General features: G+C 58.9%; 13 protein-coding genes and 1 tRNA gene. 10 read left to right on the top strand and 4 right to left on the bottom strand.

Annotated elements, in window-relative coordinates:
- Positions 1-108 precede the first annotated feature (108 nt).
- Both MRY17_RS15055 and MRY17_RS15050 read left to right on the top strand, forming a co-directional pair.
- Positions 109-199 (top strand) — tRNA-Ser (locus tag MRY17_RS15055).
- A gap of 292 nt (positions 200-491) precedes the next feature.
- Positions 492-989, top strand: coding sequence for a hypothetical protein (locus MRY17_RS15050; protein ID WP_243352397.1), 498 nt, complete (start codon positions 492-494; stop codon positions 987-989).
- Positions 990-1,228: 239 nt separating this feature from the next.
- Here the strand turns inward: MRY17_RS15050 and MRY17_RS15045 are convergent, their stop codons facing one another.
- The 3 genes from MRY17_RS15045 to MRY17_RS26435 all read right to left on the bottom strand — a co-directional run bounded on the left by MRY17_RS15045 (position 1,229) and on the right by MRY17_RS26435 (position 2,964).
- Positions 1,229-1,702 carry a thiol-disulfide oxidoreductase DCC family protein gene (locus MRY17_RS15045; RefSeq protein WP_191951871.1) on the bottom strand — a complete coding sequence of 158 codons (474 nt, stop codon included), beginning with the start codon at positions 1,700-1,702 and terminating at the stop codon, positions 1,229-1,231.
- 83 nt (positions 1,703-1,785) lie between these two features.
- Positions 1,786-2,604 (bottom strand): DUF1206 domain-containing protein, encoded by an 819-nt coding sequence (locus MRY17_RS15040; protein WP_191951870.1) that lies wholly within the window; start codon positions 2,602-2,604, stop codon positions 1,786-1,788.
- A 225-nt stretch (positions 2,605-2,829) separates the two neighbouring features.
- Entirely contained in the window at positions 2,830-2,964 is a 135-nt protein-coding gene (locus MRY17_RS26435) for a hypothetical protein (protein WP_256657537.1), read from the bottom strand.
- A 232-nt stretch (positions 2,965-3,196) separates the two neighbouring features.
- Between MRY17_RS26435 and MRY17_RS15035 the strand changes: the two genes are divergently transcribed.
- The 3 genes from MRY17_RS15035 to MRY17_RS15025 all read left to right on the top strand — a co-directional run bounded on the left by MRY17_RS15035 (position 3,197) and on the right by MRY17_RS15025 (position 6,631).
- A complete protein-coding gene (locus tag MRY17_RS15035) occupies positions 3,197-3,937 on the top strand; it encodes a hypothetical protein (protein WP_057721832.1) in 741 nt (246 codons plus the stop codon).
- Between the two features lie 140 nt (positions 3,938-4,077).
- The gene (locus tag MRY17_RS15030) at positions 4,078-4,365 is read left to right on the top strand and encodes a hypothetical protein (RefSeq protein WP_181283811.1); all 288 of its coding nucleotides are present in this window, start codon (positions 4,078-4,080) and stop codon (positions 4,363-4,365) included.
- A gap of 148 nt (positions 4,366-4,513) precedes the next feature.
- Positions 4,514-6,631: a TonB-dependent receptor family protein gene (locus tag MRY17_RS15025; RefSeq protein WP_243353947.1), complete on the top strand. Its 2,118-nt coding sequence runs from the start codon at positions 4,514-4,516 to the stop codon at positions 6,629-6,631.
- A 1-nt stretch (position 6,632) separates the two neighbouring features.
- Here MRY17_RS15025 and MRY17_RS15020 read toward each other — a convergent pair whose 3' ends face one another.
- Positions 6,633-8,450 carry a sigma-54-dependent Fis family transcriptional regulator gene (locus tag MRY17_RS15020; protein WP_243352396.1) on the bottom strand — a complete coding sequence of 606 codons (1,818 nt, stop codon included), beginning with the start codon at positions 8,448-8,450 and terminating at the stop codon, positions 6,633-6,635.
- Positions 8,451-8,811: 361 nt separating this feature from the next.
- Here MRY17_RS15020 and MRY17_RS15015 point away from each other — a divergent pair, with 361 nt between their 5' ends.
- Genes MRY17_RS15015 through MRY17_RS14995 form a run of 5 tightly spaced genes read left to right on the top strand, consistent with a single transcriptional unit; the run spans position 8,812 to position 12,961 of the window.
- Positions 8,812-9,906 carry an ABC transporter ATP-binding protein gene (locus MRY17_RS15015; RefSeq protein ID WP_181283813.1) on the top strand — a complete coding sequence of 365 codons (1,095 nt, stop codon included), beginning with the start codon at positions 8,812-8,814 and terminating at the stop codon, positions 9,904-9,906.
- The gene (locus tag MRY17_RS15010) at positions 9,906-11,003 is read left to right on the top strand and encodes an ABC transporter ATP-binding protein (RefSeq protein WP_243352395.1); all 1,098 of its coding nucleotides are present in this window, start codon (positions 9,906-9,908) and stop codon (positions 11,001-11,003) included. Before MRY17_RS15015 ends, MRY17_RS15010 begins: the two co-directional genes overlap by 1 nt.
- Positions 11,000-11,866, top strand: a complete 867-nt coding sequence (locus MRY17_RS15005; protein WP_057721838.1) for a carbohydrate ABC transporter permease — start codon at positions 11,000-11,002, stop codon at positions 11,864-11,866. Before MRY17_RS15010 ends, MRY17_RS15005 begins: the two co-directional genes overlap by 4 nt.
- 10 nt (positions 11,867-11,876) lie before the next feature.
- The gene (locus tag MRY17_RS15000) at positions 11,877-12,677 is read left to right on the top strand and encodes a carbohydrate ABC transporter permease (RefSeq protein ID WP_003232361.1); all 801 of its coding nucleotides are present in this window, start codon (positions 11,877-11,879) and stop codon (positions 12,675-12,677) included.
- A gap of 11 nt (positions 12,678-12,688) precedes the next feature.
- The gene (locus MRY17_RS14995) at positions 12,689-12,961 is read left to right on the top strand and encodes a DUF2160 domain-containing protein (RefSeq protein ID WP_003232363.1); all 273 of its coding nucleotides are present in this window, start codon (positions 12,689-12,691) and stop codon (positions 12,959-12,961) included.
- Positions 12,962-13,038: the final 77 nt, after the last annotated feature.

Below are 13,038 nucleotides of genomic sequence, written 5' to 3'. Positions count from 1 at the left end.
AACAGACGCTCTGTAACAAGCTATGCAGAGAGTTTGACAGTGTGTTTCATTCGGGTATTATGGCGCCCGCTGAGACGGGATGAGCGACTATAATCCTGTGATGCACAAGGGAAATTGGCAGAGTGGTTGAATGCACCGGTCTTGAAAACCGGCGAACGTTAATAGCGTTCCCAGGGTTCGAATCCCTGGTTTCCCGCCAAACATCAAAGAGAAATCCCGCGAGCAAACGCTCAGCGGGATTTTTTTTGCCCGCGATTCCGCCGTGTCAGGACTGTCCGCGCAATTGCCTCATTAAATCCGTGTTCTTTCTGACGAGCTTTTCCTCGTCACCTCACGGTTTTTTTACTACCATCGTTAATCTGCGTACTCAAGGAAGAGCGGCTGAGCGCCTTGAGTCTGGTAGAAATTCATACTCGATCTTGAATGAGTCATGACTTTTACCCAGAACCTAACGACTCAGCTAACCGTAATGACCTGTTTGGTGGAAACCGATGAATAAAATGTGTGGCATCGTTGCAGTGCTAGGGATTGCCCTCTCGGGATGCGCTACGAAAACTCCAGAAAACCCTGAAGTGACACCACCTCCTGCCGTCGTCCAGCAAGAAGCGCCTGAAGCCGCACCTCCTGCACCCGCACAATCGCCTGCGCGGTATGAGGCTGCGTCTGCGAGCGCCAGTGCTGACTCCGCAATTCCTTACTCGCCGCCGGCTGCAGAACCAGAATCAGAGACAAACTTGAATCAGAACCGCGCCGAGCAATGCCGTAAAGAGCTGGACGTTCTCAAGGTTTACAACAAAGCGTCTTACGATAAGTACGAGGTGGAATACCAGGCCATTGCCAGCAAGACCGCCAAATACATGGAAATTAAAGACTCATTAGGTGCCGATTTGAACTACATGGTTATGCCTGCCTATCAGTTTCAAATTCGCGAGTTCTGCTTCCGAGTGAAGACCCGTCTGTCGGAGCTTGTGCTTCGCCAAGCGAAATAATAACTCCACTTCAGGGCGCGTTTTTCGCCAGGTGAGGGAGTTCTGAAAAGACTTTCATATCGGGTGAAATACTCGCCTCGAGCGGTTAAGTATCCGTAAAGCCAATTGCCTTCGGCGCTGCCGAGGGCGTGAGGCATCCTTCCCCGGCTATGAATGCGCGATGGCCTGCACCGCCAGCGGCAGTTCAATGCTACTTTGGTCGTCGAGAGTAATACGATGCACGACGCCAAGTTGAATATTTACTTGCGGATGGTTAACTCTTTTTCAGGTAGTGGCCGGTCGCGTGCAGGCCGGTCGACCTCTGGAATTTTACAATTTCCGGTCCGACAGCGAGAGCTGCCATCAGGGTGCGGTAACCATGCCAAGTGCGGACGCCAGCGGCAAAAAAGGCGGTAGCCAAGGTTAAACAGCGGCCTGGTCAGCCGCCATGACAAAGGAGCAGCCCAGATGCCGAGCCCAGCTGCTCGCCAGCTCCAGAGGGTCGCGTCCAACCCTGTGACCCACGTTCCATCGTCGAACCTGGCGTGTAGCGATGACTCCATTTGGGCGATAGTGAAATCGACAGATTCGGCATCAAAGGCTGGATGACTGATGTCAACAAAGTGAAGGCGATCTGGTGATGCACGCGCACGCAGGATTTTAATCTCTCGAGCGCAGAGTGGGCATTCACCGTCAAAATAAAGCGTCAGTGGCCATTTCATTCGCTCATACATTACAGATGTGTCCTGTACCGGTTTGGAAAAGTACGCTCAGCTGGTTCGCTGAACTTCTTCTTGAATAAAGAGCCGCTGCTTGCTCAACCCTGTGGCCTCGGTACTCCCGGCACATCCATATTGATCTTGCGCCAGAAGGCTTCAGAGAAACTGTAAGCCGAGAAGGCGATCAGCCCTAATGACATAACCAGCAAAATCAACCATCCGCCGGTCAGGCCCTGAAGCGCGTCCAGGGCTTCCTTCATACCAGGTGGGTCCATGGCTTGATAATTGGAACCGCTGATTGCCAGCAGCAACGCAATTTCTATAAAAACGACACCACGGGCTACCAGACCAAATCGAGATACCGGGCGGACATAACGCATGATGTCTTCATCGGCCTCGAAATATTTCTCGAATGACGCTTTCCATCCCTTGATGATGTGCGCAATACCTACACCAAGCGGCACGAGGGCGATCAAGTACACCAACATGTTCGAGTGATCCCAGGATAACAACTGCGCAAGCCAGTCTTTGGTCTGACCTTCGGAGTTGCCCGAGCTTCTAATGCCGCTGATGAGTAGACCTGACGCAAAAAACGCTAGGGAGCCGTTGACTAACCCACCCGCCAACAGACCACCGCGAATGACCAACCCTTTGAATGTGTTGCCGTGATGGTCGACATCACGCGTAGCTTGCAGGACGCGCCAGGCCGCGAATGCAAATAGTCCCGCGACCACAAGCCCAACTAAGAAATAGCCAAAGGGTTGGCTTAGCAATGCTTCCAGGCTCTTGTGGCTGTCTTTCGGTTTCGTTGAATCTTGTGCTGCGAGCAGTGCGAAGAGGCCGATGATGAAATAGAGCATTCCCCGGGCGGCGTAGCCTCCCCGAGCGAGTATGACCAGGTTATGTTGCGCGGACATTCGTTGTATTCCAGAGATTTTGATACAAGAGCAGACCCCTATTGCAGGGTGGGGTTCTGCGGCCGAGTTGCTTGCGATATCTTGCGAAGCGTTCCACTGAGCGTGTTCGATGCAGCACTCTGAATCACGGAAGCTGAGCCAGTCCCAAAAGGTCTCGCGCAGGCCGAGCCCTTTGGCAGGCGCCAACGGCCGGCTGTCGCGCCAGGCCGTGAGCAGAATGGATCATCACTCTACAGTGCAAATCCAGCGGTGATTGTGCCGATAGGGTGCGCGGGTGAAGTGCACGTCTGAAACCAGATTCAGGCCGCGCTCCTTCAGTGCTTCGGTCAGTTGTACGAGTGTCTCTGCCTGGATAGTCATTGCTGTCACCTCGTCAGATTTACTGCGTTCATAATTCTTGACCCAGCGGGCAACCGGCTAATTCAAATTTTCTACAGCGCCGATTGATCTGTTCCGAAGCCGTCAGCTCTACGCCCTGTAGTCCAATGCTTATCTGAACCCGTACGGCTGCACTTTTTTCCATTCTCCTGATCTACCTCTGTCCCAGCCATCTGAAACCTGCGGATGGCCAACAGCCATAGACCCGGTGCCGATGGTTCGAACGTCAATTGCTTTTATCTCCCGCTGGCCGCTGTTGCTGGCTGCGCTGTTCGCGTTATCGACCAATGGCTGCAGCCAGCAACAGGGCCGTGACGTCGCCAGGCAGTTCAGCGAAGGCAAGCCTGATGAGTTTTTTCAAACCAGCGTCGATCGCATGGCCACCCTGGGCATGCGCGACAACCTGCAAAGCCTCTATCTGCTGATGAGCAAGCTGTACCTGCGCAATCCCAGCCAGTGGCGCCAGTCCGGTTACCCTGACGCGGTGACCGCTGCGCGCACCATTCGTCAGGCGATCGAAAACCGTCAGCCATTGCCTGCGCTGGGGGAGCGTCGTGACCTGGCGGCCTTGAGTTATTCCTTGAGCCCGGAGTTTCGTGGTGATCGGGTGGGGGCGTTCATCTACGCGATCGGCAGCATGCTCGTGACCGCACACGGTGGGCGCACGCAGTTTTACGTGACCGACTCGATCAACCCGCAGTTCGTCAGCAATGCCGCCCGTAATATCGAGAAAGCCACCTGGCTGCTCGGCCAGCGCCAGGACGCCAATGGGGTGTTGCTGCTGTTTTCCAATGAGATCTCGGAGGAGGGCAGCAACCTCAGTTTCGCCGTCGAGTTCGGCAAGATTGTCGCGCGCCTGGACCTGTTGACCCAGATACTCGATGAGCGCTACCGACGCATTGGCCTGAACTACGCGCAAAGCCTGTTGCTGATGAATTTTTTGCCTGTGCAGTGACACGCTGGCTCCAGCGAACGGCTAATCGGTGCGGTGTTTCCCTTTCCTCTGTAGGAAGTTGCCTATGATGCCCTTGACCGCTTGAAACACGCCCCCGGTCAGCCCTAGCCTCGGACTTTTCTTAAACATGAGTGCCTACCTTGGGTAAGCGAAAAACGGTTTGGCCTACTGATCGCGAAATCCGCCTGCGATTTATCCTGTTTGCCGTCATTGACGCCGCGAGTGCCCAAGGGGTCGCTTCGGAAATGTTGTTACCCGCACACAAACTGCTGCGCGACTCGCCAACGGAGGCACAACTACGCGACACGCTGGCCGACATCCTGGCCACCGATGAGATGTATGGTTTCAGGTTTCCCGTCGGCTCCGATGCTGACGATCTGATGCAGACGCTGGAGTGGTCGGGCAAGCAGGGCAGCGATGATCACTGAGTTTTCATTCAAATAGGCCTGGTCCGATACGGTTGTGGGAAGGGGCCGTGACTTGAATAGTGCGTGACTTGGCGGGTGTGGGAATCTTCCCATGACTGCTCGCGTGCCGGCATTGCCGTGCATGCTCCCGTATTTCAAGGACCTGCCCATGCTGTTGCGACAACCCCCGCTGCTGTTCGCCGCCCTGACCCTCAGTTCGCTGGTACAGGCCGAAGACCTGCAGTTGGCGCCGGTCGAAGTCACCACGTCCGAAGCCAGCGTCGGCGAGATTGCCCAGGCACAGCTCAACAGCGTGCCCGGCGGCACCAACTTCATCGACATGGACAGCGTGCAGCAGGGGCGGGTGAGCACCAACGAGGATGTCTTCAAGTACCAGGCCGGGGTGTACGCCAAGGCGGCGAATAATGAAGGGGTCAAGCTATCCATTCGCGGTTCGGGCTTGAACCGTGGCCCCGGTTCCCATGCCTCCGGCCTGTACGAAATGTTCGACGGCCTGCCGCTGACCGGTCCCGGCGGCACGCCCTATGAACTCAAGGACCCGTTATGGCAGAGCCGGGTGGAGGTGCTGCGCGGCGCCAACGGTTTCGACCGGGGCGCGTTGGCCCTGGGCGGCGCCGTCAACTACGTCACCCGCACCGGTTATGACGTGCCCAAACTGCAAGTGCGCTATGAGGCGGGCAGCCGGGGTTACGCCCAGCGTGAAATCAGTTCCGGCCAGGTGCTGGGAGATGCCGATTACTACATCAGCCTCACCGATTCGCAGTCCGACGGTTACCAGCACCAAAGCGCCGGAACGGGCAAGGGCATCGCGGCCAACGTCGGCTATCGCTTCAACCCGAACCTGGAAACGCGCTTCTACCTGCGCTATCGCGAAACCACCAATGACACACCGGGCAAACTCACCCGCGAGCAGATCAGTCATGACCCGCGTGCGGCCAATAGCCTCAACGCCGCCCGCGATTCCAAACGCTTGCAACCGGGTTCCACCTGGCTTGCCAACAAGACCACCTTGCAGTTGGATGACGCTTCGCGCGTCGAGGTCGGGCTGGCCTATCACGACTACCCGATGGACCTGCGCGAAGGCACCAATCGCCTGAAAGTCGCCTATACCGACATCAGTGGCACGCTCAATTACATTCGTCAGGACAGCCTGTTCGGCCACGCCAGCACCACCACGCTCGGCCTGCGCACCACCCAGGCGATGCCGAACAATGGCGCCTCGGAGTACGTGCGCGTCCCGGCCGGCAACACGGCGGGCTTCGCCCCGGGCACCAAGACCCGTGACTACACCTACCTGGGCTCCGACACCGTGCTGAATATCGGCAACGAGCTGGAGCTGGTCCCCGACCTGTGGCTGACCACGGGCCTGGCCGCGATTTACACCCGCCGCGAAACCCAGGTCACCTATCCGGACGGCCAGGCACCGACCCGTCAGCATGATTGGGACTACGCGCCACGTATCGGCCTGCGCTATGACTTCACCCCGCAATTGCAGGTGTACGGCAACCTCAGCCGCTCGGTGGAGCCGCCGCACGCCTGGTCGATGATCTGGGGTTCCAATAAATATTTCGCCGCCGGCAATGGTGCGGCTACCGGGTTGCAGCGCGAAGGCGTGAAGCTGCGCAATCAGACCGCAACCACCCTGGAAATCGGTGGACGTGGCGACGCCTGGCTCGGCCAGTGGGACCTGGCGCTCTATCGCTCCGAAGTGCGCCACGAACTGTTGACCGTGGAAACCCAGGCCCAGACCGCTACCGGCAATGCCATTGTCGCCGAGGCCAATGCCAGCCCCACCGTGCACCAAGGCGTGGAACTGAGCCTGCTCAGCCCGCTGTGGGACGGCGGTCGTAACGGCCGCCTTGCGCTGCGCCAGGCCTATACCTTCAGCGACTTCCACTACCGCGACGATGACCGTTTTGGCGACAACACCTTGCCCGGCATCCCCAGGCACTATTACCAGGCGCAACTGCGCTACAGCCATCCGAGCGGTTTCTACACCAGCCTCAACACCGAGCACGCCTCGCGAGTGGCGGTGGACTATGCCAACTCCTACTACGCCGCGGCCTACACCACCCTTGGCGCCACGTTCGGCTATGACGCGCCCAGGCAGGACTGGCAAGCCTGGGTCGATCTGCGCAACCTGACCAATCGGCGTTATGCCAACACCGTTACGCCGGGTTATGACGACAAAGGCATGGACGCAGCCCGTTCCACGCCCGCCGACGGGCGTGGTGTCTACACCGGCGTGTCGTGGAGCTGGCGTTAAATCAACCTTCGTGCTGGCGCAGGCGCTTGTACAGGGTGTTTCGGCTCACCCCGAGCTCCCGCGCCAGGTGGGAAATGTTCCCGCCCACGGCTTCCAGGCGTCGGTTGAGGTCAAGGTCGTGATCCAGACGTTCGTGGCGGGGCAGCGGCGCTGTCTGCTTCAAGTCGGTAAAAAAATCATCGGGCAGGTGCTCCGGGCGGATCGGCTGTTCTTCGGCCATCGCCAACGCCACCTGCAACACACTGCTCACCTGACGCAAATTGCCCGGCCACGGGTGCTGTTCGAACAGCTTGAGCACCTCGGTACTCAGCCCGGCCCACTGGGTGGGCTCGCGGTGCTGCTGCCACAGTTGCTGGAACAACGCCTGCTTGTCGCTGCGTTCGCGCAACGGCGGCAGTTCCAGGGTCAGGCCGCCAATGCGGTAATACAAATCCTCACGAAAACGCCCGGTCTGTACCAACTCCCGCAGGGCTCGGTTGGTCGCCGAGATGATGCGCAAATCCACCGGGAACACCTCACTGCTGCCCACCGGTTGCACGCACCGCTCCTGCAGCACCCGCAGCAGGCGGGCCTGGGTCGGCAGCGGCATATCGCCGATTTCATCGAGAAACAGTGTGCCCTTGTCGGCCTTGCGGATCAGGCCGATGCTGCCTTTTTGATTGGCGCCGGTGAACGCGCCTTTTTCATAGCCAAACAGTTCCGATTCCACCAGCTCGGCCGGAATCGCCGCACAGTTCACGGCGATCAATGCCTGTCGGCTGCGGGAGCTGGCCTGGTGCAGGGCTTTGACGAACACCTCCTTGCCCACGCCGGTTTCGCCGTGGATCAACAACGGAATGTCTTTTTCCAGCAGGCGCTCGGCCTGGCGCACGGCTTTTTCCACACGCGCGTCGCCAAAATGCAGGGTGGTGAGGTTGACCGCGGTCGGCTTCGACGGCGCAGGCTGATTGAACACCCGTGCCTGTACCGGCATCTGTCTGGGCCGCTTGAGCAGGCACTGGAAGCGATTGCGTCCCGCCGCTTGCAGGGAGAATGGCAGCCCCTCCGGCTGGTTCAACAACTCCAGCAGCGACACCTTGAACAGGCTGTCGATCATCACCCGCGACAAGCTGATACCGAGCAGGTTGTCTGCGCGGCGGTTGGCCGACAGCACCTGGCCGCTTTCATCAAAGATCAGCAGGCCCGCCCACTGGCTGTCGAGGTTGCTCAGGCCGGTGTTGAAGGTCAGTTGGAAGTGCTCGCCGCGAAACAGGTTGAGGATCAGCCGATTTTCCACGGTCTGGCTCATCATCTTGACCATGCCCAGGGTGTGGGAGGGCGGCAGGTAGCTGTCGCTGGACACATCCAGTACCGCAATGATCTCGCGTTGGGCGTCGAAAATCGGCGCCGCCGAACCGGTCATGAAGCGATTGGCCTTGAGGAAGTGTTCGTCGTGTTCGATATGCACCGCCTGGGCGCAGGCCAGGGCGGTGCCGATGGCATTGGTGCCGCTGGCGCGCTCCATCCAGCTGGCGCCTGCGCTGAAACCACGGGCCAGCCCGGGCTCGATAAACCGCTGGGTGCCCCACGACGTCAGGACCTGGCCCTGGTTGTCGGCCAGCATGATCAGGCAATTGGAATTGCTCAGGATGTTTTCGTAGTAGGGCAGCACTTCCTGATGGGTGGTCTGCACCAGTGAATGCTGGCTCTCCAGCAACTGCCGAATGCCCTCGGCGGGCAACTGATCGAAGCTGGGGACGCTTTGGTGATCCAGCCCGAACGCGCGGCAACGGCGCCAGGAGTCCTGGATGATGGTGTCGTGAGCCAGTGGTTCGGCCATGGGTGACCTTCATTTTTATTGTTATAGGGCATGCACAATTGAAACTATTGGAATGGGTTCAAGTGTGGGAGGGGGCTTGCCCCCGATAGCGGTGTGTCAATCAGCATTGCTGTTACTGATGTACCGCCATCGGGGGCAAGCCCCCTCCCACATTTAATCTTCATCGCCCATAAAGTGTTGTTCACAACTGTTCATTGTCAACTGCAAATCTGTTCAATTGTTCAGCCTGAACTGTTCATTTTATTCACTCTTGAACACGCCTCTCAGTCCATTCCCTTGTGAATCAATCACCTGCCATCCTTGGCACGAAACTCGCTCTGACAAACGGCCAGATTCATTCCAATAATAAAAAGGTCGTGTCATGTCATTGACCCTGGAACATGTCTCCCGCGTTGTCGAAGGTCAAACCTGGATCGACGACGCCACCCTGCGTTTCGAGCCGGGCTCTTTCAACGTATTGCTCGGCCGCACCCTGTCCGGCAAGACCAGCCTGATGCGCCTGATGGCCGGGCTGGACAAGCCCGACAGCGGCCGCGTCCTGATGAACGGCGTGGATGTCACGAACAAACCGGTACGCCTGCGCAACGTGTCGATGGTGTATCAGCAGTTCATCAACTACCCGACCATGACCGTGTTCGAGAACATCGCCTCGCCCTTGCGCCAGGCCGGTGTGTCCAATGAGCTGATCCAGAGCAAAGTGCTGGAAACGGCGCGGATGCTGCGCATCGAGAAATTCCTGCAGCGCCACCCGCTGGAACTGTCCGGTGGCCAGCAGCAGCGTACGGCCATGGCCCGAGCGTTGGTCAAAGACGCCGAGCTGATTCTGTTCGACGAGCCGTTGGTCAACCTGGACTATAAGTTGCGCGAAGAACTGCGCCAGGAAATGCGCGAACTGTTCAAGGCGCGGCACACCATCGCCATTTACGCCACCACCGAACCGAACGAAGCCCTGGCGCTGGGCGGCACTACCACCATCCTTCACGAAGGCCGGGTTATCCAGAGCGGCAAGGCCGCCGAGGTTTATCACCAGCCGCAGAGCGTATTGGCGGCCGAGCTGTTTTCCGAGCCGCCGATCAACCTGATGCCGGGGCGCATCAGTGGTAATGAAGTGAGCTTCGCCAACTTCGTGCATTTCCCGCTCAATGTCGACCTGCGTCCCATCGGCGAAGGCGAATTCCGCTTTGGCGTGCGCCCCAGCCATATCAGCCTGGTACCGAGTAACGACGATGACCTGGAGCTGGCGGTGACCGTGGAGGTGGCCGAAATCAGTGGCTCGGAAACCTTTCTGCACGTGCGCAGCGAGCATTTCCTGCTGGTGCTGCACTTGCCGGGGGTGCATGAGTACGACGTCGACGCGCCGATCCGCGTGTATATCCCCACCCATAAACTGTTTGTGTTCGATGGCCAGGGACGTTTGGTCCAGGCCCCCGGGCGCCGTGTTGCGAGGGTTGCCTGATGGCCGAGATCCATTTGCGCAACCTGGCGCACAGCTACAGTCCGACGCCGAATGGGCCGGAAGACTACGCCATTCGGGAAATGAACCACGTGTGGGAGCAGGGCGGTGCCTACGCCTTGCTCGGGCCGTCGGGCTGCGGCAAGTCGACCTTGCTTAACATCATCTCCGGCCTGCTCAGCCCGTCCGAGGGCCAGGTGTTGTTCGACACCCAGGTGGTCAACGACCTCACCCCGGAGAAGCGCAACATCGCCCAGGTGTTCCAGTTCCCGGTGGTGTACGACACCATGACGGTGTTCGACAACCTGGCGTTTCCGTTGCGCAACCAGGGCATGGCCGAGGCGAAAATTCACAGCAAGGTGCAGGAAATCGCTGAAGTCCTCGACTTGCAGAACCTGCTGAGCAAAAAAGCCCGCAACCTGACCGCTGACGAAAAACAGAAAGTTTCCATGGGCCGTGGCCTGGTGCGCGATGACGTGTCGGCGATCCTTTTCGACGAACCGCTGACGGTGATCGACCCGCACCTGAAATGGAAGCTGCGGCGCAAGCTCAAGCAGATTCACGAGCAGTTCAATATCACCATGGTCTACGTCACCCACGACCAGTTGGAAGCCTCCACCTTCGCCGACAAGATCGCGGTGATGTACGGCGGGCAGATCGTGCAGTTCGGCACGCCGCGCGAGTTGTTCGAGCGCCCGAGCCACACCTTTGTCGGTTATTTCATCGGCAGCCCCGGGATGAATCTGATCGAGGTGCAGGCCGAGGCGGGCGGGGTGCGGTTTGCCAACACGTTGTTGCCATTGTCCGAGGCATTGCAGCGACGCCTTGATGCCACCGATTACAAAAAGCTTCAGGTGGGTATTCGTCCGGAGTTCATCCACGTGTGGGACGAGCCCAACCCTGACGCCCTGCAGGCCGACGTCATCCACGTGGAAGACCTGGGCACCTACAAGATCATGACCCTCAACCTCGACGGCGCCACGCTCAAAGTGCGCCTGGCCGAAGACAAACCAGTGCCCGAAGGCCGCGCCTGCATCAGCTTCCCCGCGCAATGGCTGATGCTCTACGCCGATGATTACCTGCTGGAGGTGCTGCCATGAACAAGGTGCAGAACAACAAGGCCTGGTGGCTGGTGCTGCCGGTGTTCCTGCTGGTGGCGTTCAGTGCGGTGATCCCGATGATGACCGTGGTCAATTACTCGGTGCAGGATATTTTTGACCAGTCCAGCCGCTACTTCGTCGGCGCCGACTGGTACAAACAGGTGCTGCTCGACCCGCGCCTGCACGACTCGCTGCTGCGCCAGTTCATCTACTCGGCCTGTGTGCTGCTGATCGAAATCCCCCTGGGCATCGCCATCGCCCTGACCATGCCCACCAAGGGTCGCTGGTCGTCACTGGTGTTGATCATCCTCGCCATTCCTCTGCTGATTCCATGGAACGTGGTCGGCACCATCTGGCAGATCTTCGGGCGCGCCGATATCGGCCTGCTTGGTTACAGCCTCAACGCCCTGGGCATCAGCTACAACTACGCGGCGAACACGGCGGATGCCTGGGTCACCGTGCTGGTGATGGATGTGTGGCACTGGACCTCCCTGGTGGCGCTGTTGTGCTATTCGGGGCTGCGCGCGATTCCGGATGTGTACTACCAGGCGGCGCGGATCGATCGCGCCTCGGCCTGGGCGGTGTTCCGACATATCCAGTTGCCGAAGATGAAAAGCGTGCTGCTGATTGCGGTGATGCTGCGCTTCATGGACAGTTTCATGATCTACACCGAGCCGTTCGTACTCACCGGTGGCGGGCCGGGCAATGCCACCACGTTCCTGAGTCAGACCTTGACCCAGATGGCCATAGGTCAATTCGACCTGGGCCCGGCGGCGGCGTTTTCCCTGGTGTATTTCCTGATCATCCTGTTGGTGTCCTGGCTGTTCTACACCGCCATGACCCATTCCGACGCCAACCGCTGAGGCCGCCGACATGAGCAAACGCAAGCTTATTCCGCTGCTGATCTACATCCTGTTCCTGCTGGTACCGATCTACTGGCTGCTGAACATGTCCTTCAAGAGCAACACCGAAATCCTCGGCGGGCTGACCCTGTTTCCGCAGGATTTCACCCTGGCCAACTACAAGGTGATCTTCACCGACCCCAGCTGGTACACCGGCTACCTCAACTCGTTGTACTACGTGAGCCTGAACACGGTGATTTCCCTGAGCGTGGCCTTGCCGGCGGCCTACGCCTTTTCGCGCTACCGTTTCCTCGGCGACAAGCACCTGTTCTTCTGGTTGCTGACCAATCGCATGGCGCCGCCGGCGGTGTTTCTGCTGCCGTTTTTCCAACTGTATTCGTCCATCGGCTTGTTCGATACGCACATCGCGGTGGCCCTGGCGCACTGCCTGTTCAACGTGCCGCTGGCGGTGTGGATTCTTGAGGGTTTCATGTCTGGCGTGCCCAAGGAAATCGACGAAACCGCCTACATCGACGGCTACTCGTTTCCCAAGTTCTTCGTGAAGATTTTCATCCCGCTGATCGGCTCCGGCATCGGGGTGACGGCGTTTTTCTGCTTCATGTTTTCCTGGGTTGAACTGTTGCTGGCGCGCACGCTGACCTCGGTCAATGCCAAGCCCATCGCGGCGGTGATGACCCGCACGGTGTCGGCCTCGGGTATCGATTGGGGCGTGCTGGCGGCGGCGGGGGTGTTGACGATCCTGCCGGGCATGCTGGTGATCTGGTTTGTTCGTAACCACGTGGCCAAGGGCTTTGCCCTGGGCCGGGTCTAGAGGAATCAATGATGGAATGGATGGCCTGGACCACCCCCACAGCCCTGTTCTTTGGCGGCATCGCGCTGATCCTGGCGGGCATGACCACCTGGGAGTTGCGCTCGCCGAGTATCCCTCGGCGGGGTTTTCTGCCGATCAGCACCACCCGTGGTGATCGCTTGTTTATCGGTCTTCTCGGCAGCGCCTACCTGCATTTGCTGGTCATCGGCGTTACCGACTGGAGCATCTGGGTGGCGTCCGCGCTCTCCCTGGTATGGCTGTTGAGTGTGATGCGTTGGGGCTAGGTGTGCACACCCTGTAGGAGCGAGCTTGCTCGCGAAAATCGTCAACGATAACGCAGTGTTCCTGGTAGCCCGCGGTG

Origin of the sequence: Pseudomonas orientalis, assembly GCF_022807995.1 — a bacterium.
Classification (GTDB): domain Bacteria; phylum Pseudomonadota; class Gammaproteobacteria; order Pseudomonadales; family Pseudomonadaceae; genus Aquipseudomonas; species Aquipseudomonas orientalis_B.
This window is presented reverse-complemented; position numbering and strand designations above follow the sequence as displayed.

Excerpts from the sequence above, each read along its gene's own strand:
- MRY17_RS15050 (WP_243352397.1), top strand. The coding sequence starts at position 492 with ATGAATAAAATGTGTGGCATCGTTGCAGTGCTAGGGATTGCCCTCTCG.
- MRY17_RS15045 (WP_191951871.1), bottom strand. The coding sequence starts at position 1,702 with ATGTATGAGCGAATGAAATGGCCACTGACGCTTTATTTTGACGGTGAA.
- MRY17_RS15040 (WP_191951870.1), bottom strand. The coding sequence starts at position 2,604 with ATGTCCGCGCAACATAACCTGGTCATACTCGCTCGGGGAGGCTACGCC.
- MRY17_RS26435 (WP_256657537.1), bottom strand. The coding sequence starts at position 2,964 with ATGACTATCCAGGCAGAGACACTCGTACAACTGACCGAAGCACTGAAG.
- MRY17_RS15035 (WP_057721832.1), top strand. The coding sequence starts at position 3,197 with ATGGTTCGAACGTCAATTGCTTTTATCTCCCGCTGGCCGCTGTTGCTG.
- MRY17_RS15025 (WP_243353947.1), top strand. The coding sequence starts at position 4,514 with ATGCTGTTGCGACAACCCCCGCTGCTGTTCGCCGCCCTGACCCTCAGT.
- MRY17_RS15020 (WP_243352396.1), bottom strand. The coding sequence starts at position 8,450 with ATGGCCGAACCACTGGCTCACGACACCATCATCCAGGACTCCTGGCGC.
- MRY17_RS15015 (WP_181283813.1), top strand. The coding sequence starts at position 8,812 with ATGTCATTGACCCTGGAACATGTCTCCCGCGTTGTCGAAGGTCAAACC.
- MRY17_RS15010 (WP_243352395.1), top strand. The coding sequence starts at position 9,906 with ATGGCCGAGATCCATTTGCGCAACCTGGCGCACAGCTACAGTCCGACG.
- MRY17_RS15005 (WP_057721838.1), top strand. The coding sequence starts at position 11,000 with ATGAACAAGGTGCAGAACAACAAGGCCTGGTGGCTGGTGCTGCCGGTG.
- MRY17_RS15000 (WP_003232361.1), top strand. The coding sequence starts at position 11,877 with ATGAGCAAACGCAAGCTTATTCCGCTGCTGATCTACATCCTGTTCCTG.
- MRY17_RS14995 (WP_003232363.1), top strand. The coding sequence starts at position 12,689 with ATGGAATGGATGGCCTGGACCACCCCCACAGCCCTGTTCTTTGGCGGC.